The sequence below is a fragment of the Herbidospora cretacea genome (assembly GCF_001570605.1).
Lineage (GTDB): Bacteria > Actinomycetota > Actinomycetes > Streptosporangiales > Streptosporangiaceae > Herbidospora > Herbidospora cretacea.
This window is the reverse complement of the sequence record NZ_BBXG01000008.1, coordinates 358,637-378,804: the sequence shown is the minus strand read 5'-3', so window position 1 is coordinate 378,804 and position 20,168 is coordinate 358,637. Positions and strand designations below refer to the sequence as shown.

Here is a 20,168-nt window from a genome sequence, read left to right as displayed (position 1 = left end):
CATCAGGCGGTGGCGACCGCCACGAGGTCGCCTCGGAGGAACCCTTCGGCCCTGACCCGCTCCCCTTCCAGGGGCAGGTCGCCGGGGCCGTCGGTGACGTCGGCTGAGCCACGGGGGCGTCCGTCGACGTAGAAGTCCACCCGGTCGAGACCGAGTGTGTCGTAGTGGAGGGTTCCCCCGGCGAGGCTGATCCGCAGGCGTCGCCGGGGGAGCTTCGCCAGTTCGCGCCCGGCCGTCTCCATGAGGTCGGGGTTGCCGCCGAGGAGGTCGGCGACGGTGAGCCGGTGGCGCACCTGCGGGACGACGCCGAGGTCCTCCAGCGGGGTCCCGGCCGACTCGCCCACCCGCAGGGTGCGCCTGATGGCGACGCTGATCTCGGCCCCGGCCGGGAGCTTCCGGTAGGGGCTGCCGGGCACGTCCTTGAGGTCGTCGAGGAGGTCGGCCTGGCCGACCACGTTCGCGCCGCCCGCGCCGGTGTTGCCGTCGGTGCCGATGATCGTGCCGATGCCGTGGTCGGCGAACCCGGCGGCGAAGATGTCGGAGGTCGAGTAGCAGCGGGCGTCGGTGATCAGCACGACGGGCCCGTGGTAGAACTGCCCGAACGCGTTGACGAGCTCCTCCGAGCTGAGCGGGAACGCGTCGGAGTAGACCGCGCCGGTCCGCACAGCCAGCGCCAGCGACCTCTCCCAAGGGGCGTAGTCGCCCGTCGTCCGGGCCAGCAGCAGGTTCAGCGGCGAGCTGATCATCTGGGCGGGTTCGGGCTGGACGCGGCGGTGGGTGAGGAACTGGAGCAGGATCTCTCCCGCCACGATGTGGCCGCCGGGGTTGCCCCGGATGTCGATGATCAGCCCCTCGCCGGGGAGCGAGGTGACGATCGAGGCGAACGCCTCGACGTGCGCCTGGACGGCGGCCACCCACGCGGCCTGCGAGGTGAACCGGCCGAGGCTGAACCCGGTGATCCTGACGTGGCCGAACGTGCCCGAGGCCGTCTCGACCTCGCGCCACAGGAAGATCCCGGTGGCCGTGTAGCCCGAGGGGCCCGCGCCGCCGGGCGGGAACAGGAAGCCCCGGATGGAGGCCAGTTCCTCGCCCTCGATGTCGACCCCGCGCGGCGCGACCCCGCCCACCGGCGGAGCCGGGACGGTGCGGCGGAGCACCAGCCACGGCAGGGTGAGCTCCCGGGGCTTGCCGTCGAGGTCGACGTACGAGAGCGTGACCCACTCCTCGTCGGGGGGCAGGTGCCCGGCCAGCGCCCGCTGGGTCAGCGAGTCGAGCCCCCGCGCGTGGCGGGCGGCCAGGTTGCTCCCGGCGTAGCGCTCGCCGTTGACGTCGGCGGCGCGTCCCACCGGGACGCCGTTCCAGTGGGTGACCGTGACGCCGACCGCAAGGTCCGAGCCGACCGGCAGCAGGGCGGCGTTGACCTGGGTGACGACGTAGCGGGGCGCGCCGTCCTCGAAGGCCTCCTCGATCCGGAACGGCAGGAACGCCGCGTGGTCGGCGAACGGGGCCGGGAGCCGGTAGCCGGTGTGCAGGTCGCGGACCGAGTGGAAGATCGACTGGAGCTCGAAGTGGAACGCCCACTCGGGGCCGGGGTCCTCCTCCCCGCTCAGCCGCGCGTCGAGGAGCCGCAGCCGCTGGACGGGGTTGACGCCGTGCATGGCGACCTTGAGCGGCAGGTGCGCGAAGTTCTGCTCGAAGACCAGCAGCGCCTGGCGGACGATGAGACGCCGCTGGTCGAGGGTGAGGGTGCCCGCGGTGGCGAGGAAGCCGGCCAGCGTGCCGGGGACGACCGTCCAGACGGGCTGGGGCGCGGCGGCCTCCGGCCGGGGATCGGCCGCCGCGGCGGCCAAGACAGCTGTGACGTCCATGTCGGAGGCCTCCTGGTGGCCTGGGGAGGTGATGTCGGAAATCCACCATGGCCGCCGGGAATGTCCCCGGGGAGAGTAGGGCCCTACTCAGGTCCGGGAGAGGCGGTCGGCCAGCCTGATCGGCTCGGGCAGCCGGAACTCCGGGGCCAGCCGCAGCACGTGGGCGCATGCGTTGTCCAGGCTCATCCGGTGTCCCTGGGACACGTACACCGGCTTCACCCCGGTCCGGGTCCGCAGGGCCCGGCCGACCGTGTCGCCGTCGAGGACGATCGGCGTCCACGACCCCCGGGCCTGCGGAGGTTCGGCGGAGGTCCCCACGAACGCCGTCTTGGCCACCCCGATCGACGGCAGCCCCGTCACCACTCCCAGGTGGCAGGCCAGCCCGAACCGGCGCGGGTGCGCGACGCCGTAGCCGTCGCAGACGAGCAGGTCAGGCTGGACCGACAGCCGCGAGAGCGCGGTCAGCAGCGGCGGGATCTCGCGGAACGCGAACAGCCCCGGCACGTAGGGGAAGCGCGCCCTCTCCCGCGCCACCGCCTGGTCGACGACCCGGAGGGACGCGTCGAGCACCACGACGGCTCCGGTCACCGTCTCGTCGCCGGCGTAGCCCACGTCGAGCCCGGCCGTGAACCGGACCTCGGCCGGGCCGGCGGAGGAGAGGTCGGCCAGCGGGCGCAGCCGGTTCTGGATCGCTGTCGCCTCGTCGACGGTGGCCGGTTCGTCCCAGGTCATGCGCATCAGGCCACCGTAGACTGCCGGAATGACACGAGCGGGAGGTACGCGTGCGGCGCTGCTCGAAGCAGCCCTCGCCGTGTTCAACGAGCGTACCTATGGCGACACGCCGGTGGCCCTGGTGGCCGACCGGGCGGGGGTGTCCGTGGGCACCCTCTATCGGCATTTCCCCAGCAAGGAGGCGCTGGGCAACGCCGTCTACCGGCTCTGGAAGGAGCGGCTGGCCGAGCGGCTCGCGGCCGAGCGGGTCGACGACGCCTCCGCGGAGGCGGTGTTCGCGGCGATGTTCCGGACCTTCGTCGGGTTCGCGGCCGACCATCCGGAGGCGTTCGCGTTCCTGGAGCTGCAGCAGCACGAGGGCTATCTCGACCTCGACAGCCGGACCACGTCGACGTCGATGGACGAGATGGCGGTGGATTTCGTCCGGCAGGGGCAGAAGGCCGGGGAGATCCGGGCGGGTGACCCGCAGATGCTGGTCGCCCTCGTCTACGGCGCGCTGGTCGGGCTGGTGAAGGCCCGCCGGGGCGGCCTGGTGCTCGATGAGGCCGATCTGGAGGCGGGGCGGGCGGCGTGCTGGGCGCTGCTTGACAACGACCGCCCTGCGGAGTGAACATTCACTCCGGATAGGAAAGGGGAGCCCCCCATGCGCCTGACGTTCAACGGCAGTCCGCGCGAGCACGACCCCGCGCCCGACGACACCGCCGCCGAGGTGATCAGGACGGCGTTCGGGGCCACCGGCACCAAGGTCTCCTGCGGCGCGGGGGTCTGCGGGGCCTGCACGATCCTCGTCGACGGCGAGCCGAAGGTGTCGTGCCTGCTGCCGGCCGCCCACCTCGACGGGGCGTCGGTCACCACCGTCGAGGGGGTCGGTGGTGACCACCCCGTGCAGCGGGCCTTCGTCGAGTGCGACGCGCTCCAGTGCGGGTTCTGCACCCCCGGGTTCGTCACCGAGGCCGTCGCCTTCCACGACCGGTGGCGCAAGGAGCGCGACGAGCCGCCCTCCCGCGAGGAGGTGGCCGGCGCGCTGACCGGGCACCTGTGCCGGTGCGGGGCGTACGAGAACATCCTGACCGCCGTCCAGAAGGCCTGCGCGGGCGCGTTCGACGACCGGGAGCCGGTCCCGGCCCGGGTCGAGGCGCCCGACAAGGTCACCGGCGCGGCCCGGTACACCGTCGACGTCGTGCTCGACGGGATGCTCCACGGCGCGATCGTCCGGTCGGCCCAGCCGCACGCCCGGGTCTCCTTCGAACTGCCCGAACCGTCCGTGCTCCTCCTCGACGGCGGCGTGGTCCGCTACACCGGCCAGCCCATCGCCGCGGTGGCCGCCGAGACGCCCGCCGCGGCGCGGGCGCTGGCCGACAGCGTCAGGATCGCCTACGAGCCGCTGCCCTCGGTCGTCGACCCCGAGGAGGCCCGCCGCCCGGACGCCCCGGTCGTCTTCGAGGGCGACCAGCGCAGGAACGCCCCGTCGAGCGCGGAGGGTTCCGGGTTCCCGGGCCGCTGGAAGGGCAACGTCCGGTCGGGCTACCCCTCGGCCTGGCGCGGGCGCACCGCGCGGCGGCGGCTCGACGCGGCCGAGGAGCGGAAGGCCCCCGGCTACTTCGCCGCCACGTTCACCACCGCCGGTCAGTCGCACACCGCGCTCGAACCCCACGTGACCGTGGCCGACTGGCGGGCCGACGGGCTGACGATCCACACCTCCACCCAGGGGCTCCCGCACATCAAGGCCGCCGCCGCCAAACGGTGGAGCCCGCCCAGGGTCGAGGTGATCGCCCACCACGTGGGCGGCGGGTTCGGGTCGAAGCTCTCCCTCGGCGCCGACGCGGTGGCCGCCGTCGAGCTGTCCAGGAAGACGGGCCGCCCGGTGAAGGTCGAGATGTCCCGCGCCGAGGAGCTCACCGACACCGGCTACCGCCCCGGCACCCGCTCGGAACTGCGGATGCTCGGCACGCCCACCGGCGGCCTGGCCGCCATCGCGCTCGACGTCTCCGGGCACGGCGGCGTCTCCACCGGCTCCATGGTCGCCACCCTCGGCCTGATGATGTACGGCCGGGGCCCGCGCCACTTCCGCGACCGCGACGTCATCGGCAACGCGCCCCCGGCCAGCCCGTTCCGCGGCCCCGGCGGGCCGCCGTTCGCCTGGGCCGTCGAGCAGGGCGTCGACGAGATCGCCCACCGCCTCGGCGCCGACCCGCTCAAGCTCCGCCGCACCTGGGACGGCAACGTCCGCCGCCGCGCCCTCTACGAGATCGCCGGAGAGCTGCCCCTGTGGCGCGACCGCCCGGCGCCCGGCCAGACCGGCCGCTACCGGCGGGGCGTCGGGGCCGCCGCCGCCAACTGGATCTACACCGCCGACCTCGACACCAAGGTGGAGCTCACCGTCCGCGACGGCCGGATCGTCGCCCGGACCGCCACCCAGGACATCGGCACCGGCGTCCGGACCGTCATCCGCAACGCGGTCAGGGAGGTCTTCCCCGACGCCGAGATCGTCGTCGAACTCGGCAGCGCCGACGCGCCCCACGGTCCCGTCGCGGGCGGCAGCCGGTCGACCGCCTCGGTCGGCCCGGCGGCGCGGGACGCCGCCACGAAGCTCGCCGGCCACCTCGGCGGCAAGCCCGTCGGCGAGGCCGAAGGGGTGAGCGTCCTTGGTCAGCGGCCCAAGGACAGGGGCGGCTCGGCCGTCCCGGTGTCCATGGACCATCTGCGCATCGGGCGGGGGCTGGCCGGGGCCGTCCACGTGACCGAGGTCGAGGTCGACACGCTGCTCGGCCGGACGCGGGTCGTGCGGGTCTGGGGCGGCATCGCCGTCGGCACCGTCTTCTCGCGGCAGACCGCCCGCAACCAGTGCGAGGGCGGCATCATCCAGGGCATCGGCTACGCCCTGTACGAGGAGCGGGTCACCGACCCGCGCACCGGCGTGGTCCTGTCGGCGAACCTGGAGGACTACCGCCTCCCGGGCATCGCCGACACCCCCGAGATGACCATCCACTTCCACGAGGACGGCTGGGACCACGTCCCCGGCGGCGGGGTCGGCCTCGGCGAGGTCTGCACCATCTCGGTAGCCGCCTCGGTCGCCAACGCGGTCTTCAACGCGACCGGGTTCCGCCCGCTCGACCTGCCCATCCGCCCCGACCGCCTGCTCGAAGGGATGGCCCGATGACCGCCGAATACCGTGCCGGTGGCACGGACCTGATGGAACGCCGCGCGTCCGGCCGCTCGACGGGCCCTCTCATCGACCTGTACGACCGGGACCTCCGCTCGATCGACCGCACGCCCGACGGCGGGTTCCGCGCCGGCGCGATGGTCACCGTCGACACCCTCGCCACCGATCCGGCGCTCACGACGGCCTATCCGGCGCTGGCCCTGACGGCCGGAGCGCTGGCGACCCCGCAGATCAGGCGCGCCGCCACGCTCGGCGGGGTGCTGCTCCAGCGCACCCGCTGCCGCTACTACCGGAGCGAGCACTACGAGTGCCTGAAGACCGGCGGCACCGGCTGCCCGGCGCGCGGCAACCCGGGCGAGCGCGCGGTCGTGCTCGACGTCGGGCCGTGCGTCGCGCCCCACCCGTCGTCGGTGGCCCTCGCCCTGCTCGCCTACGACGCGGACGCCGAGATCGAGGATCAGCAGCCGCGCAAGGTGGCCGACCTCTACGGCGACGGCGCCCGCGACCACCTGCTCGGCGACGGCGAGCTGCTGACCGCGATCGTCCTGCCGCCCCCGGCCGAGGGCGAGAAGGCCGGGTACAAGCGGGCCATCGGCCGCGCTTCCGCCGAATGGCCGCTGGCCGAGGCGGTCGCCCGCCTGACTGTCGGCGACGGCGTCGTCGTCCGGGCCGGGGTGGCCGTCGGGGGAGTGGCGGCGGTCCCGCTGCGGCTCCCCGACGTCGAGCGCGCGCTCGTCGGGCAGCCGCCGTCGCAGGAGCTGTTCGCGCGGGCCGCCCGCCTCGGCTGGACGCCGGCCTTCCCCGAGACCGCCTACAAGATCCCGCTGACCGAGACCCTGATCGCCGACGTCCTGGCTCAGGCCTTGTAGTTCTCCAGGTGTGCCAGCACGGCGTGGTGGGCCGCCCACCCGTCGGGGAACTTGATCGGCACGTTGAGCTGCACCCGGGGGCTCATCGGATGGTGGTCGAGCAGGTCGGCGATCCCGGCCCTGGCCACCACCACGCACGCGTGCCGGTGGCGTGAGGTCAGCACGCACAGCCGCCCCGACTCCAGGTGGAACGCCGTCGCGTCGCGCCGCCCCGACAGGGGGTGGAGCACGATCGTGACGTCGTATTCGCGGCCCTGGAGCCGGTTGGCGGTGTCGACCGTGACGCCCTCGGGCGGACCGGCCAGCCGGACCGCCGCCACCTGGTCGTTGTGGGCGCAGCCGATCGCGATGCGGTCGGGCGTCACCGGGTGGGAGCCGTGTTCGTCGTGGGCGACCGCGCCGCGCTGGACCAGGCGGCGGGCGATCTCGGCGCAGGCGTGCGCGGCCTCGGGGTCGGTGCGGACGGTGTGGCGGCTGGGCAGCTCGTGCAGCGCCCATCCGGTGGAGGCGGCGATCTCCACGGTCCGGTCCCAGACCGACCGCAGGCCCGGCACGGTCAGCTCCAGCCGCCGGGTCCCGTCCTCGGTCCCGGCGGTGAAGCCGCCCGCCGGGTAGAACGCCTCCGACACCATCGGGGCCGCGCTCGCGGGCAGCCGCCACGACACCGGCAGCCGGTGGGTCCGCAGCCCGTTGAGCCGCTGGGTCACCGCGACCGCGCTCTGCAGCGGGTCCCACTTCAGGCCCGTCCACCGCTCGCTGTCGACCACGCTGAACGGGTCGAGCTGCCCCGGGTCGCCCACGAACAGGGCGTGGCCGTCGGCGAACAGCCGGGCCACGCCGAGGAGCTTGTCGGAGCGCATCTGGTAGGCCTCGTCGACGATGGCCCAGCGCCAGCTCCGGTCGGCGACGTAGGCCCACTTGTCGGCGGTGGCGGCGACGACCTGGCAGCCGTCCACCTGGGCGATCTTGCTGCCGGTGGTGACGGAGTCGTGGCGGCGGACCCGCTCGGGCGGGTCGAAGCCCTCGGCGTGCAACCGGCCGACGGTGAGGTCGGGCGCCCGTCTCGCGAGGCGGTCGACCAGGTCGTCGACCTGCTCGTTGGTCTGGGCCACGATCATCAGCCGCTCGCCCTTGCCGGCGATGGCGGCGGTCGTCTCGACGACCAGCGTGGTCTTCCCGGCCCCGGGGGGCGAGTCGACCACCAGGCCCGGCGAGGACGCGCTGGTGTAGTCGGCCAGGATCGTGTCGGTGGCCGCCCTGGCGGCTTCGGCGGGCGTCATGACCAGGGCTCCACGGCGTCGTCGTCGGTCGGGACGTATTCCGGCGGGGGGCCGCCGTGGGTCCACGGCGTCTCCTCGCGCGGCGGCAGCGGCGCGCGGCGCGACTCGCCGGGGTCGAGCTCGGTGTAGCAGATCACGGTCCCGACCCCGGGCACGCTGCCCTCGGCGGGCAGGGCGCCCCGGCCCATGCCGTCGTCGATCTGGAGGGTGATCATCCGGTCGGAGAGGGAGGTGATCGTCGCCGACTGGCGCGGACGGGAGGGCGATCTCACCTTCTTGCCGCGCGACAGGCGTACCGGATCGGACGTCTCGATCGTCACCAGGGGGCGCGGGACCTCGCGCTTCCCGCCCGGCGGCACGATGCGCCGGGTCAGGTCGACGGCCACGACCTCGCCCGCGAACGCCACCCCGTCGGCCCGGTATTCGGCCATGACGAGCGGGTCGTCGAAGGCGCGGGCAGCCTCGAACGACTGCTGCGCCGCCTCCAGCCGGGCCAGCCGCTTGGCCGCCGCGACCGCGCTGTCGCGCTTGCCCTGCGGCAGGCCGCCGCCGTCGATCCAGGCGCGGTGCATCGCGACGTGGACGCGGTCGCGCTCCCAGCGGGAGGTCGCGCCGGGCGACTCCTTCAGCGCCGAGAGCAGCCCGATCGCCTGCCACATCCGGTCCCACGTCGGGCGCAGCTGCCCGTCGAGCGCCTTCTCGACCTGGCCGGTCGAGCCGGTCTCGTCGTAGTGGGCGATCGCCTTCTGGAGCTCCTGCCGGTCGAACTCCGGATGGGTGTCGGGCCCGGCCGGCGGGGTCAGCGGGTCGTCGGCCAGTGCCGCCGCCTCGGCCCCGGTCATCCCCTCGGGCGGGTCGATCCAGCCGAGCAGCGCGGCCAGGTCGCCGTCCTCCACGGCGCTCTGGCCGGTCACCCAGTGGGCGGTCAGCAGGTCGGTCATCGCCACCATCAGCGACGACCCGGCGAACTCGCTCTGCTCGGCCAGGAACGTCAGCCACCGGCCCAGCACCGGCACCGCCGGGTCGACGGCGTAGGGCCCGGTCGTGCGCCGGAACCGCGACGAACGCCCCAGCTTGGCGGTGAACTCGACCCCGCCCGCGCTCGGCACGACGATCTGCGGCGCGTCGAGGCACCGCTCGAACGGCGTCTTCGCCTCGACCGTCTCGACCTGCCGGGAGATCCGGTCGATGTACGGCAGCAGCACCGCCCCCAGGTCCGCGAGGAACTGGAACCGCAGGTCGCGGTTGCGCGGCTGGGGCACCACGAGCAGCGTCGGGTGGCGCGGATCGGTGCCGACCATCGCCCCCAGCGGCGCGGCGGCCTCCCCGGCCAGCCGCAGCGGCACGAACACCATCGGCGCCTCGGCCAGGTGGACGTGCCGCACGGTCGCGCGCGGCAGCGCCCGGCCCCGCTCCCGCGCCCGCACCTTCACGTAGGAGTGGAGCAGGCTCACGCGACCGCCTCGTCGTAGATGCGCGCGACGTGGCGGAGCCGCTCGGCGATCTCCGCCTGGTCGGCGGCCACCGGCTCGCCCGGCGTCGCCACCCGCAGCGCGGCGGTCACCGACTCGATGCCGCCCAGGTCGTCGCGGACCACCCGGCCCAGCGCGTCGACCTGCTCGTTCAGGTGGGCCTCCTTGCGGCACAGATGCGACAGCTCGCATGCCGACAGGCACTGCGGGGCGTAGCGGGCCGGGACGGCGGCCACCGCCGCCTCGATCTCGCCGGGCGACAGCCGGTCGAGGTCGAGGCTGAACCCCTCGGGCAGCCGGTCGAGGATCGCGTCGATCCTGGTCAGCCGGGAGAGCTGGCGGGCCAGCGTGACGAGCTGGTGGCGCACGTCGACGGTGGTCGCCGTCGGCTCGTTGGTGAAGTCCTTCGGGCAGATCAGGATCACGTCGTGGGAGACCAGGTCGGCGCCCACGAGGTCACGCAGGGCGTGGACGTAGACCGCCGCCTCGCGCGCCGCCGCCGACACCTTCGGGGTGTCGGCCTGGTCGTCGAGGATCGCGAACGACTTGATCGCCACGATGTGGAACATTCCGCCGAGCTGGAAGGCGATGACGTCGGGCTCCAGGTAGACCCGCGCGCCCGCGACGTCGAGCCGCAGCAGCGGCCGGTCGAGGATGGTCGCCCGGCCCCGGCCCTCGGCGGTCTGCCGGATGATCCGGCGGGTGTGGCCGTGGCGCGCGGCGTGGCCCTCGGCCCCGCCGACGTCCTCGAGGTTGACGTAACCGGCCTCCTCGATCGGCAGGCCGAGCAGCCCGCGCAGCAGCCGCAGCAGGTGGGCCGCGCCGTTGGCCTTCACCAGGTCGGTGAACTGCTGGTTGCGCTGGATCGCGAACGGCGACTGGCCCCACCGGTCGTCGAACCGCAGCCGCTTCATCAGCAGCGGCTTGTCGATCGCCGCCGCGTCGAGGACCGCCCGCCGGTCGCACGCCGGGTTCGCCGCGAGGGCGGCGATGCTGCGCGCGTTGTGGTCCTGACCCGGGGTGCGCCCCCGGATCGCGTCGAGGCGGGTCACGCCGACCTCACCGTCCTGACCCCGGAACCGAAGAGCCGCTCGACCGGCTTGAGCCGGTCGGCCGCCCGCGCGGCCGCCTCCCGCCTGTCCATCTGATCCCTCTCCTGGTGTACGGCCAGCTCCGCCTCCGCCGCGGCGATCACCTTGGCCGGGTCGGCCGGCCCGAAGGCGTCGCCGCCCCCCGGGATGTTCCGCGCGAGCTGCCCCAGCAGCCGGAACGCCCCCGCCGAGGCGCTCTCCAGCCGCATCAGGTGTTCGGCGAGCCGGACGGCCGAGGTCAGGAAGTCGGTGCGGGGGCTCAGCGGCCCGATGATCCGCTGCGGCAGGTCCCACGTGCTGAGCGCCAGTAAACCCCGGGCCGGTGACAGCAGTTCGGAGGTCAGCGCCGCGCACAGGTAGTAGGGCCGCGCGCCGGGCGCCGACCGGTAGGACTTCTCCTCGTCCCGCCGGAGGCTGGTGAGCTGGGTGTTGGCCATCTGGCCGCCGAAGAACGACTCGTCGACCGCGACGATCATCTTCGCGGCGGTCGGGGCGCCGAGCAGGGTCAGCGCCCGGTGGACCTGTTCGCGCACCGGAACCAGGGGGGGCTGGGCCGAGGGTTGCTCGACCGCGGTCTCCCACTGACGTTCGGTCTCCCGCAACCGGGCCCACAGCGCCCGCGCCTCGGCGTGCCGTCCGGCCGCCGTGGCCTGCCGGATGGCCGTCCTCAGCTTTCCCATCTGTTCTTCCAGCCCGTCCAGATCCACGTTTCCGCACCTTAACAGCGCCCCCACGGAAAGCCAAGCTATTCCAGTTGCTTCCAGTAAATTCCAGCATTATCTTCTGCGACTGTGAACCGCGAGAAACGAGGAACCTCATGAGCCGCTGCGAGCCCCCCTTACCCCGGGCCGTCCTCGACGCCCGTCTCGACGCGGCGATCGGCGACGACGCCGTGACCTGGCAGATCGTCGTGCCGCCCGCCTGCCGCGCCGCGCTGCCCCGGGCCGACCGCTTCCGCGTCAAAATCGGCAGCGTGTCGGGGAACCGCGACAGCGTCGACCTCTCCTACGTGCTCCAGCGCGTCCTGCTCCAGCGCGAGGGCGAGCGGGTGGCCGCGCTCCGTTCAGGGACCATCCGCATGTACGCCGGCTCGAAGGACATCGGGGGAGCCCGGGTGCCGGCCTGGCTCCAGGCGGTGGTCGACGACCGGTGGGCCCTGGTCGACGGCGACTGGTCCGCCCTCGACCCCGCCGCCATGGCCGCCGCGCTCGACGAGATCCGCCCTCTCTTCGGGACCCGGCCCGACCTGCCCGCCTGGCGCCCCGGCGACTCGCCCGCCGCCTACGCGGCCAACGCCGGGAACCTCCGCCCCGGCCTGCTGCCCCTCGGCGGCGAGTTCGGCGACCTGCTCACCGAGACCGGCGACCTGGTCCACGTCACCACGGTCGCCGACCTGGGGTCCGCCGTCCGGCGGGCGGTGGAGTCGGCCCGGTCGCTGGCGACCTCGCGGGAGGCGCGGGCCCGGTTCGCCGGCCGGGTCGAGTCGGCGAGCCTGGGCCGCCGCCGGGTCGGCACCAGGTTCCGCCCGCGGTCGGTGGTGTTCGCCCTCCTGACCGCCACGCCGGTGCCGCCGGAACGGCTCTTCCCGCTGGTCCGGCCGGTCCTCGCGGCGGCCGTCCGGGAGCTCGCGGAGCTGGGGGTGGACGTCGCGATCTCCGTACAGCGCCCATGATCAGTGGATATACGCGCCCTATACGTCGGCGTGCCACGCTGGCGTCTCACCTCATACGGGGGAGCCGCCCATGAACAAGAGCACGAAAGCAGGGCTGATCGTCCTCGCGCTGACCGCCGGCGCGCTGGGCGCGGTCAGCGCCCCGGCCTCGGCCCGGTCGGACGGGTCGCCGTGGCCACCGCCCGCCAGCGTGTGCGACACGAACATGCACTGGGGCAACGAGGGCTGCAAGGGTCCCGGTGGCGGTGGTGACGACGGCACGTGACGGCTCCTGGACGCGACCGCCGTCGCGACGGGGGCCGGCGGCGGTCGCGGTGGAACGAGTGCTGGAATCTCAACTTCGACGGGGGAACGGACATGCACAAGATCAAAAAGGCGCTGGTCGCCGCCGCACTGACCACCGGGGTGCTGGGAGCCGTCAGCGGCCCGGCTCTCGCGGCGCCGGCGGGCCCGCCGGTGCCTCCGTGCGAGATCGACTCGGAGGGCACCTGCACCATCAAGCCCGACCCGAACATGCACTGGGGCAACCAGCGTCCGCCCAACGGCTGACCAGTGGCTGACCACCGGGATGTGAGCGCGCCTACTCGGGGCGAGGGGTCAGCCTCGCCGCCAGCTTCGCGGCCTCGGGGGAGTCGAGGCCGGCCAGCAGGGAGTGGGCCGTCTCCCACAGGGCCCGCGCGGCCTCCTCGTCACCCGACCTGCGGAGGGTGACGGCGAGGGCGTCCATTGCGCGGGCCCGCCAGGTCGGGTTGCCCATCTCGGCGAACAGCGTCACCGCTCGTTCGAGGTGGGGGACCGCGGCGGCGAGGTCGTCGCCGGACTCGTAGAGGGAACCGAGCCCCAGCGAGGCGCTGGCCTCGGCGAACTGGTCGCCGACCCGCTGCGCGGCGGCGACGGCGGCCTTCATCGACGTCTCGGCTTCCGGCCGCTCCCCGGAGGCGAGCTGCGCCTGGCCGAGGCCGCGCAGCAGATAGGCCTCCCCGACGAGGTCGCCGATCGAGCGGACCAGCGGCAGCGCCGCCGCGAACGCGTCGCGGGCGGGCTCGGGGCGGTCCTGCCGGATGTAGGCGTCGCCCAGCCGGAACAGCGCCTGCGCCTGGCCGCGCCGGTTGCCGATGTCCTGGAAGGTGCGCAGCGCGTCGCGCAGCAGGGACTCGGCCTCGGCGAACCCGCCCTCTTCGAGCCTGATCTGGGCCAGCCCGATCCCGGCGTGCGCCTGGGCGGCCCGGTCGCCGGCCTCCCTGAGCAGGTCGGCGGCCTCCTTGTAGCGGTGGTGGGCGCGTTCGGGCGTGCCGGTGATGCGGTCGAGCAGAGCCAGGTTGCGCTGCGCCAGGCCCACGCCGTGGTCGCTGCCGACGCCCTCGAAGCGGGCCGAGGCGTCCTCCAGCAGTTCGGCCGCGGGGGTGTACTCCTGGCGGAAGAGGGCCAGGCTGCCCAGGCCGTACACCATCGCGGCCTCGCCGAGCGCGTCGCCCGCGGCGCGGGCGGCGGCGAGCGCGACCTCGTGGGTGGAGCGCCAGTCGTCGAACAGGCTGCGCGCCTCGAACAGCGTCACGCACGTCATCGCCAGCTCCCAGGCCAGCGACGCCAGCCCCAGGTCGGCGGCGTGCGAGACGGCCGACACGAGCCCGGCCCGCTCGGCGGCGAGCCACTCGATCGGCTCGCCCAGCAGCGCGTCGGCCAGCGCCGGATCGGGCGCCCGGCGGGGCGTGGCGCCGCGCAGCACGGCGAAGTCGCCGCCGTATTCGCGGCGGTGGGCCTCCTGGGCCAGCGACAGCCAGGTGCCGAGCGAGCGGGCCATGGCGTCGGCGCGGGTGGCGGCGTCGTCCTCCTCCAGGGCGCGCTCGCGGGCGAACAGCCGGACCAGGTCGTGGAAGCGGTAGCGGACCCCGCCCGCGCCCTCCTGCGCCACCACTTCGAGCAGCTGCGCGGCGACGAGCTGCTCGAACAGCTCGCCGAGCGGCTCGCGGCCGATGTCGAGCAGCGGCCCGCCGGCCCACTCGCCGAAGTCGGGCACGCCCAGCAGGCTGAGCCGCCGGAACAGCGCCGCCGCCGCCGGGTCGAGGTCGCGGTAGCTGAGCCCGAAGTTGGCCCGCACCCGCACCCCGCCGTGGCTGAGCTCGCTGAGCCGGTTCCGCTCGTCGGCGAGGTGACCGGCCAGGACTCCGGCCGTGAGCCGGGTGCGCCCGGCCAGCCGCGCCCCGGCGATGCGCAGCGCCAGCGGGAGCCCGCCGCACAGCTCGCTCAGCCGGGCCAGCTCCGGATCGGCCGCGTCGACCGCGCCCCCGGCGAGCCCGGCCAGCACCGCCACGCCCTCCGAGTCGCCCAGCGTGTGCACCTGGAGGATGTCGGCGCGTTCCTGCGCCACCAGCCCGTCGAGGCCGTCGCGGCTGGTCACCATGACCGCGCACCCGGGGCTGCCGGGCAGCAGCGGGCGCACCTGCCCGGCGTCGCGGGCGTTGTCGAGCACGAGCAGCACCCGCCGCCGCGACAGCACGCTGCGCAGCAGCCCGGCCCGCTCGTCGATGTCGTCGGGGATCCGGCTGCCCGGCACGCCGAGCGCCCGCAGGAACCGGTCGACCACCTGGCGGGGCGCGAGCGGCTCGGCGTCCTCGGCGTAGCCGCGCAGGTCGACGTAGAGCTGGCCGTCGGCGAACCGCCCGGCCACCCGGTGGGCCCAGTGGACGGCCAGGCCCGTCTTGCCGACGCCGCCCATCCCGGTGAGCCCGAGGAAGGCGGGCACCCCCTGGCGCTGCCGCAGCTCCAGCAGCCGGTCGAGCTCGGCCAGTTCCCCGGCCCGGCCGACGAAGTCGGCGACGTCGTGGGGGAGCTGCGCCGGGGTGGGGAACAGCATCGGCCCGCTCTTGGGCTCGGCCGGGCGCGGCGCGGACGCGCCGGAGTCGCCGCGCAGGATCTCCTCGTGCAGCGCCCGCAGTTCGGCCCCGGGCTCCAGCCCGAGCTCCCCGATGAGGACGCGCCGTCCCTCGCGGAAGGTCTCCAGGGCCTCGGCCCGCCGCCCGGCGCGATGGAGCGCCAGCATCAGGTGGGCCCGCAGCCGCTCCCGGGTCGGGTGTTCGGCCACTAGCGCGGTGAGCTCGCCGACGAGGTCCTCGTGACGCCCGAGCGCGAGGTCGGCGGTGATCCGCAGCTCGGCCGCCCGTAACCGGGCCTCCTCCAGCCGTGTCGCGGCGGGCCAGATGGCGGGGTGGTCGGCGAGGTTCCCGTAGGCGGGCCCGCGCCACATCTCCAGCGCCCTGGCCAGCAGCCGCCGCCCGGTCGCCGGGTCGCCGCCGTTCATCGCCCGCGCGCCCTCGGCCGTCAGGGCCTCGAAGTCGGCCGCGTCGAGCTCGCCGGGCCCGACCGAAAGGGCATATCCGGATGGGTGGCGCACCACCCGGTCGCGGTCTCCGAGCGCCTTGCGGAGGTGGTAGACGTACAGGCGGAGGTTCTCGTGCGCGGACGCGGGCGGCTCCTCCCAGAGCGCGCCGATGAGGCGGCTGCCCGTCGTCGGGGCGTTGGCGTTGCCGATCAGCACGGCCAGCAGGAGCCGCTGCTTCTCCGACCGCAACGGCACGGGTTCGCCGCCGACCGTGATGTCGAGCGGACCGAGAACACGTAGCCTCATCGCCACCTTCGGGGGTGATCTCGTGGGGTGTCCTGCACCTTACCGGTCGATCGATATACACGCTCTATACGGCAACAGAACGGGTCAAGCTGGCCGATTATCCCCATTTCGGTCCTGACCTGGGAAAGTATGCCATTTATCGAGAGTTTATGCCGACTGAAAAAGCCGTTGCGGACCCTCCTAGGATCGGGGGATGACCACCGAAGTCACCCCAGAGGTCATCGACCGCTTCCTGCGCGACGGCCGCCTCATCCAGATGCCCGCCAAACACGTCGTGCGGATGGCCGTGCTCGACCGCATCGCCCAGTCGTCGTTCGAGATCGGCGTCCGCTACCCCGAGAAGGAGGTCAACGAGATCCTCGGCGGCTTCTTCGACGACTACGCCGCGCTGCGCCGCTACCTGGTCGATAATGACTTCCTGTCCAGGGAGAACAACGTCTACTGGCGCAGCGGCGGCACCGTCTGAAATGCCGCCCTCCGGGTAATAAGGGGCCATGCGGGTGAGCGGATGGGGCGAGTTCGTCCGGCGTCATCCCTGGCTCGACCACCACGTGCGCGCGGCGATCAGATTCGACCGGCTCGGCGGGGGCCGTCTGTCGGCGGGCATGACCTACTACGCGTTCTTCGCGATCTTCGCGCTCGGCCTGCTGGCCTTCGTCATCATGGGCCACCTCTGGGACACCCCCGGAGCGCTGGCCCAGGTCGCCGAGTACCTCAGCGACACCTTCCCCCGGCTCGACGTGACGGCGCTGCGCGACGCCCGCGACGCCGCCGGCTGGATCGCGCTGTTCGGCCTCCCGCTGACCGGGCTGTTCTGGATCGACTCGATGCGATCGTCCAGCCGCACGATGTGGGGGCTCGACGAGCATCCCGGCACCTTCGCGGTGCGGTGGGCCATCGACATGGCCGTGCTGGTGACGCTCGGGGTGCTGCTGGCGACCTCGCTGGCGTTCTCGTTCGGCGCGCAGTCGGCGCTGTCGTGGCTGACCGGCCACACAGTCGGACCCGACGCCCCGGCGTCGCGCCTGGCGCTCCAGGCCGCGGCGGTGTGCCTGGGGTTCCTGGTGAACCTGCTGCTGTCGACCGCCCTGCTCACCCTCGCGCCGCGCCTGCGGCTGTCGTTCCGCCGCGTGATCGGGCCCGCCCTGATCATCACGGTCGGCCTGGAGGCGCTGAAGACCCTCGGGCAGTTCTACTTCAACATCAGCTCGTCGAATCCGGCCTACACCGTGGTGGCCAGCGCCGTGGGCATGCTGCTGTTCCTGAAACTGCTCAACATGCTGATCCTGTACGCCGCCTCGCACGCCGCCACCAGCTCCCACGGCACCGTGGTCGACCTGGCGAACCGCCGGCGCCTCAGGCCAGCCGCATCCAGTTCTGGCCACGCTGCACAACCCCAGCCCGATTCGTCCGAATCCCTCGTGAAGCCAACTCCGTGATCAACCGGCGCGGGTCCCGCGGCGTGACCGCCGGGACGACGCGGGCCCCGACGTCGATCCACAGCGCCATCCGGCGCGAGGGCCGGTCGCGGTCGAGGTTGTACCAGTGCACGAAGTCGCCGGTGCCCCAGAGCCGCCGGCTCCCGTGGGGCAGCGGCACCGCGTTGACCGCCCTGATGGCCCTCAACGCGATCCGCTTGTCGCCGCCCCAGAGGTAGTACGTCCTGATGATCAGCTCGGTGTCCGTGCAGGTCACCAGACCGTCGTCATACATAATCCGAACATATACCCAGGTCAGCCCAGGTAGGCGTGGGCGGGCAGGCCCCGTGCGCCGGGGTCGGCCAGCAACACCCGGCCCGACAACGGCCGTGTCCCGGCGGCGGTGGTGATCGCCAGGACGTCGAGGTCCGGCCCGGCGAACGCGCAGCGGGTCGGCCGCTCCACCGGGACCCTGAGCACCCGGTCGATCGTGCCGTCGGGGGCGTACCGGACGATCCTCGCGCCGTTCCACTTGCAGTTCCAGACGCCGCCCTCGGCGTCGACGGCCAGCCCGTCGGGGAAGCAGTCGTCGTCGGTGGCGAAGACGCGGCCGCCGGTCACCTCCCCCTCCTCGATCGTGTACGCCGTGATCCGCGCCGCCGTGGAGTCGACGTGGTAGAGCGTGCGGCCGTCCGGGCTGAAGGCGGGGCCGTTGGAGCAGGTGACCCCGCCGAAGACCCGGGTGAGCGTGCGGTCGGGGTCGAGCCGGTAGAAGGAGCCGGTCGGCTTCTCCTCCGCCAGGTTCATCGACCCGAACCAGAACCGGCCCTCGGCGTCGGCCGCGCCGTCGTTGAGCCGGTTCTCCGCCGCGTCCTCGACCTCGGCGGCGATCTCCAGGGTGCCCTCGTCGACATCGGCGAAGGCGACGGCGTGGCGGAGCGTGGCCACGAGGCCGTGCCGCCGCAGCGCCACGGCGCCGACCGGGCCCGGGGTCTCCAGGGTGATCGTGTCGCCGCCGGTCCAGGGTTTGGCGTGGATCCGGTGGCCGAGGACGTCGACCCAGTAGAGGCGCTCGCCGTCCCACAGGGCGCTCTCGCCCAGGCGGCACGGGATGTCGCTGAAGACGTCAATCATGGGCTCTCTCCCGGCCGTAGGCGAACAGGATGGCGAGGATGACCAGGCCGTAGATCATGAGCCGGCCGTGCTCGGGCACCTGCTGGGCCCGCAGCACCGTCGTGACGGCGACCAGCGTGAGCGACCCCGCGACGACGCCGACGTAGTCGCCCCGGCCGCCGAGGATCGACACCCCGCCCACCACGACCGCGGCGATCGACTCGAACAGGTAGGGATCCCCGAGCCCCAGCGAGGCCTGCCCGCCGTAGCCGACCAGCATGATCCCCGCCAGCGCGGCGAACCCGCCCGACAGGGTGTAGAGGGCGACGGTGACCCCCTTGACCCCGACCCCGGACAGGAAGGCGGCCCGGGGGTTCACGCCGGTCGCGTACACCCGCCGCCCGAAGACGGTCAGCCGCAGCAGGACCGTCACGAGCAGCGCGACGCCCAGCCACACCAGCAGCGCGGCCGGGACGGTGCCCGCGAACAGGTCCCGGAGCGGCGAAGGGGCGTAGTGGCCGCAGTCGTCGCAGGTCAACCCTTGGGAGAGCCCCAGCGTGAGACCCTGCAGCACGCCGTTCATGCCGAGCGTCATGACGACGGCAGGCACCCCGAGCCAGGCGATCCCGAGCCCGTTGACCAGCCCGGCGGCCAGCCCCGCGCCGATCGCCAGCGCGAGCGCGAGCGGCAGCCGCCCGGACGCCCCCAGGCTCGTGGTGGTGAGCACGATCGCCGCCGCGTTCAGCACCCACGGGATCGACAGGTCGATCCCGCCGACGAGGACCACCAGCATCTGCCCGGCCGCGACGAACCCGGTGAAGCTCGCGACGACCAGCACGGCCCGCAGCCCCGGCCAGGACGCCAGCCCCGGGGTGAGGACCGCTCCGACGACCAGCACCGCGGCCGCGACGGCGGCGGCGTAGAGGGCACGGCGGTTCACGCGGTCCTCCGGCGGGCGAGCAGGGCGGCGGCGGTGCCGAGCAGCACCGCGACGACGAGGAACAGTCCCTGGAAGAGCGACTGGTAGAGCGGGTCGATGCCCGCGAAGAACAGCACGTCGATGACCAGCGTGAGCGCGACCGCCCCGGCGACGGCCCCCATGGCGCTGCCCCGGCCGCCGCTGAACGCCACCCCGCCCACGACCACCGAGGCGATGGACGTGAGGATGAACGGTGCGCCCGCGTTGGCGTCGCCCGCCGTCGTGGTGGACACGTAGAACACCCCCGCCAGCGCCGAGCACAGCCCGGAGAGGGCGTACACACCCGCCTTGACGCGCTCGACCGGGACGCCCACCGCGCGGGCGGCCGTCTCGTCGCTGCCCACGGCGTAGACGCGCATGCCGAACCGGGTCCGCCGCAGCACCCACCAGCCCGCCACCACCAGCGCCAGCCAGGCCAGCCCCGTGGGGACGCCGGGGTTGGACAGGACCGCCCTGACCCCGGGCAGGATCGACCCGCCCGGGACCGGCAGGATCCAGAGGGCGGCCCCGGTGTAGATCGACAGCGTCGCCAGCGTGGTGAGAATGGGGGCGATCCGCCCGAACGCCACGATCACCCCGTTGACCAGCCCCGCCGCCGCGCCCAGCGCCAGCACGGCGAGGATCCAGCCGGGGGTCCCGCCGGTGGCGGCGGTGACGGCCACGCAGACGCTCACCACCCCGCCCACCGACAGATCGATGCCGCCGGTGATGACGACGAGACTCTGCCCGACGGCGACCAGCACGAGCGGCATCGTCGTGTTGAGGATGGCCAGGTAGTCGAACGACCCCGGGGGCCTGCCGAGGCTGGTCGTGTAGACGGCGAAGTAGGCGACGGCGGTCGCGGCCAGGACCAGGTAGCCGAGCCGCTCCTGGAGATCACGCATCG

Annotated in this window: 19 protein-coding genes; 8 read left to right on the top strand and 11 right to left on the bottom strand. The window is 73.8% G+C overall.

Annotated features, from left to right (window positions below; all coding sequences use genetic code 11):
- Nucleotides 1-2: 2 nt before the first annotated feature.
- Nucleotides 3-1,868 (bottom strand): S41 family peptidase, encoded by a 1,866-nt coding sequence (locus tag AW270_RS18605; protein WP_082801642.1) that lies wholly within the window; start codon nucleotides 1,866-1,868, stop codon nucleotides 3-5.
- An 87-nt stretch (nucleotides 1,869-1,955) separates the two neighbouring features.
- The gene (locus AW270_RS18600; protein WP_061295898.1) at nucleotides 1,956-2,606 is read right to left on the bottom strand and encodes an endonuclease V; all 651 of its coding nucleotides are present in this window, start codon (nucleotides 2,604-2,606) and stop codon (nucleotides 1,956-1,958) included.
- 22 nt (nucleotides 2,607-2,628) lie between these two features.
- Here AW270_RS18600 and AW270_RS18595 point away from each other — a divergent pair, with 22 nt between their 5' ends.
- From AW270_RS18595 to AW270_RS18585, 3 genes are read left to right on the top strand one after another with little or no spacing between them, the layout of a single operon-like run.
- A complete protein-coding gene (locus AW270_RS18595; protein WP_063819247.1) occupies nucleotides 2,629-3,210 on the top strand; it encodes a TetR/AcrR family transcriptional regulator in 582 nt (193 codons plus the stop codon).
- A 33-nt stretch (nucleotides 3,211-3,243) separates the two neighbouring features.
- Nucleotides 3,244-5,760: a molybdopterin-dependent oxidoreductase gene (locus AW270_RS18590; protein ID WP_061295891.1), complete on the top strand. Its 2,517-nt coding sequence runs from the start codon at nucleotides 3,244-3,246 to the stop codon at nucleotides 5,758-5,760.
- Nucleotides 5,757-6,632 (top strand): FAD binding domain-containing protein, encoded by an 876-nt coding sequence (locus AW270_RS18585; protein WP_061295888.1) that lies wholly within the window; start codon nucleotides 5,757-5,759, stop codon nucleotides 6,630-6,632. The genes AW270_RS18590 and AW270_RS18585 overlap by 4 nt, the downstream gene beginning before the upstream one ends.
- Here AW270_RS18585 and AW270_RS18580 read toward each other — a convergent pair.
- Genes AW270_RS18580 through AW270_RS18565 form a run of 4 tightly spaced genes read right to left on the bottom strand, consistent with a single transcriptional unit; the run spans nucleotide 6,620 to nucleotide 11,155 of the window.
- Complete coding sequence (locus AW270_RS18580) at nucleotides 6,620-7,912, bottom strand: AAA domain-containing protein (RefSeq protein ID WP_061295883.1); 1,293 nt, start codon at nucleotides 7,910-7,912, stop codon at nucleotides 6,620-6,622. The genes AW270_RS18585 and AW270_RS18580 overlap by 13 nt on opposite strands.
- The gene (locus AW270_RS18575) at nucleotides 7,909-9,366 is read right to left on the bottom strand and encodes a hypothetical protein (RefSeq protein ID WP_061295881.1); all 1,458 of its coding nucleotides are present in this window, start codon (nucleotides 9,364-9,366) and stop codon (nucleotides 7,909-7,911) included. Before AW270_RS18575 ends, AW270_RS18580 begins: the two co-directional genes overlap by 4 nt.
- Nucleotides 9,363-10,436, bottom strand: a complete 1,074-nt coding sequence (locus AW270_RS18570) for a hypothetical protein (protein WP_061295879.1) — start codon at nucleotides 10,434-10,436, stop codon at nucleotides 9,363-9,365. The genes AW270_RS18575 and AW270_RS18570 overlap by 4 nt, the downstream gene beginning before the upstream one ends.
- Nucleotides 10,433-11,155, bottom strand: coding sequence for a hypothetical protein (locus AW270_RS18565; protein WP_061296186.1), 723 nt, complete (start codon nucleotides 11,153-11,155; stop codon nucleotides 10,433-10,435). Before AW270_RS18565 ends, AW270_RS18570 begins: the two co-directional genes overlap by 4 nt.
- 137 nt (nucleotides 11,156-11,292) lie before the next feature.
- Between AW270_RS18565 and AW270_RS18560 the strand changes: the two genes are divergently transcribed.
- From AW270_RS18560 to AW270_RS18550, 3 genes are all read left to right on the top strand, one after another.
- Complete coding sequence (locus AW270_RS18560; protein WP_061295877.1) at nucleotides 11,293-12,147, top strand: DUF6119 family protein; 855 nt, start codon at nucleotides 11,293-11,295, stop codon at nucleotides 12,145-12,147.
- 70 nt (nucleotides 12,148-12,217) lie between these two features.
- Entirely contained in the window at nucleotides 12,218-12,412 is a 195-nt protein-coding gene (locus tag AW270_RS18555; protein WP_061295874.1) for a hypothetical protein, read from the top strand.
- Nucleotides 12,413-12,504: 92 nt separating this feature from the next.
- Nucleotides 12,505-12,696: a hypothetical protein gene (locus AW270_RS18550; protein ID WP_061295871.1), complete on the top strand. Its 192-nt coding sequence runs from the start codon at nucleotides 12,505-12,507 to the stop codon at nucleotides 12,694-12,696.
- Between the two features lie 31 nt (nucleotides 12,697-12,727).
- On the opposite strand, the gene AW270_RS18545 is transcribed toward AW270_RS18550, so the two are convergent.
- Nucleotides 12,728-15,772 (bottom strand): AfsR/SARP family transcriptional regulator, encoded by a 3,045-nt coding sequence (locus tag AW270_RS18545; protein WP_061295865.1) that lies wholly within the window; start codon nucleotides 15,770-15,772, stop codon nucleotides 12,728-12,730.
- A gap of 193 nt (nucleotides 15,773-15,965) precedes the next feature.
- Between AW270_RS18545 and AW270_RS18540 the strand changes: the two genes are divergently transcribed.
- Nucleotides 15,966-16,238: a DUF2087 domain-containing protein gene (locus AW270_RS18540; protein ID WP_061295861.1), complete on the top strand. Its 273-nt coding sequence runs from the start codon at nucleotides 15,966-15,968 to the stop codon at nucleotides 16,236-16,238.
- A 28-nt stretch (nucleotides 16,239-16,266) separates the two neighbouring features.
- Nucleotides 16,267-17,211: a YihY/virulence factor BrkB family protein gene (locus AW270_RS18535; RefSeq protein ID WP_063819246.1), complete on the top strand. Its 945-nt coding sequence runs from the start codon at nucleotides 16,267-16,269 to the stop codon at nucleotides 17,209-17,211.
- On the opposite strand, the gene AW270_RS38845 is transcribed toward AW270_RS18535, so the two are convergent.
- From AW270_RS38845 to AW270_RS18515, 4 genes are read right to left on the bottom strand one after another with little or no spacing between them, the layout of a single operon-like run.
- Complete coding sequence (locus AW270_RS38845; RefSeq protein WP_157522187.1) at nucleotides 17,129-17,485, bottom strand: hypothetical protein; 357 nt, start codon at nucleotides 17,483-17,485, stop codon at nucleotides 17,129-17,131. The two genes, AW270_RS18535 and AW270_RS38845, sit on opposite strands and share 83 nt — an antisense overlap.
- Before the next feature lie 20 nt (nucleotides 17,486-17,505).
- Complete coding sequence (locus tag AW270_RS18525; RefSeq protein ID WP_061295855.1) at nucleotides 17,506-18,324, bottom strand: SMP-30/gluconolactonase/LRE family protein; 819 nt, start codon at nucleotides 18,322-18,324, stop codon at nucleotides 17,506-17,508.
- On the bottom strand, nucleotides 18,317-19,243 hold the full coding sequence (locus AW270_RS18520) for an ABC transporter permease (RefSeq protein WP_061295852.1): 927 nt from the start codon (nucleotides 19,241-19,243) through the stop codon (nucleotides 18,317-18,319). The genes AW270_RS18525 and AW270_RS18520 overlap by 8 nt, the downstream gene beginning before the upstream one ends.
- On the bottom strand, nucleotides 19,240-20,166 hold the full coding sequence (locus tag AW270_RS18515) for an ABC transporter permease (protein ID WP_063819259.1): 927 nt from the start codon (nucleotides 20,164-20,166) through the stop codon (nucleotides 19,240-19,242). Before AW270_RS18515 ends, AW270_RS18520 begins: the two co-directional genes overlap by 4 nt.
- Nucleotides 20,167-20,168 lie beyond the last annotated feature (2 nt).

Bases quoted from the DNA above. Each gene is read 5' to 3' on its own strand.
- AW270_RS18600 (WP_061295898.1), bottom strand. From the start codon at position 2,606: ATGCGCATGACCTGGGACGAACCGGCCACCGTCGACGAGGCGACAGCG.
- AW270_RS38845 (WP_157522187.1), bottom strand. From the start codon at position 17,485: ATGTATGACGACGGTCTGGTGACCTGCACGGACACCGAGCTGATCATC.
- AW270_RS18535 (WP_063819246.1), top strand. From the start codon at position 16,267: ATGCGGGTGAGCGGATGGGGCGAGTTCGTCCGGCGTCATCCCTGGCTC.
- AW270_RS18550 (WP_061295871.1), top strand. From the start codon at position 12,505: ATGCACAAGATCAAAAAGGCGCTGGTCGCCGCCGCACTGACCACCGGG.
- AW270_RS18585 (WP_061295888.1), top strand. From the start codon at position 5,757: ATGACCGCCGAATACCGTGCCGGTGGCACGGACCTGATGGAACGCCGC.
- AW270_RS18560 (WP_061295877.1), top strand. From the start codon at position 11,293: ATGAGCCGCTGCGAGCCCCCCTTACCCCGGGCCGTCCTCGACGCCCGT.
- AW270_RS18525 (WP_061295855.1), bottom strand. From the start codon at position 18,324: ATGATTGACGTCTTCAGCGACATCCCGTGCCGCCTGGGCGAGAGCGCC.
- AW270_RS18595 (WP_063819247.1), top strand. From the start codon at position 2,629: ATGACACGAGCGGGAGGTACGCGTGCGGCGCTGCTCGAAGCAGCCCTC.
- AW270_RS18515 (WP_063819259.1), bottom strand. From the start codon at position 20,166: ATGCGTGATCTCCAGGAGCGGCTCGGCTACCTGGTCCTGGCCGCGACC.
- AW270_RS18540 (WP_061295861.1), top strand. From the start codon at position 15,966: ATGACCACCGAAGTCACCCCAGAGGTCATCGACCGCTTCCTGCGCGAC.
- AW270_RS18565 (WP_061296186.1), bottom strand. From the start codon at position 11,155: ATGGGAAAGCTGAGGACGGCCATCCGGCAGGCCACGGCGGCCGGACGG.
- AW270_RS18580 (WP_061295883.1), bottom strand. From the start codon at position 7,912: ATGACGCCCGCCGAAGCCGCCAGGGCGGCCACCGACACGATCCTGGCC.
- AW270_RS18555 (WP_061295874.1), top strand. From the start codon at position 12,218: ATGAACAAGAGCACGAAAGCAGGGCTGATCGTCCTCGCGCTGACCGCC.
- AW270_RS18545 (WP_061295865.1), bottom strand. From the start codon at position 15,772: ATGAGGCTACGTGTTCTCGGTCCGCTCGACATCACGGTCGGCGGCGAA.
- AW270_RS18605 (WP_082801642.1), bottom strand. From the start codon at position 1,868: ATGGACGTCACAGCTGTCTTGGCCGCCGCGGCGGCCGATCCCCGGCCG.
- AW270_RS18590 (WP_061295891.1), top strand. From the start codon at position 3,244: ATGCGCCTGACGTTCAACGGCAGTCCGCGCGAGCACGACCCCGCGCCC.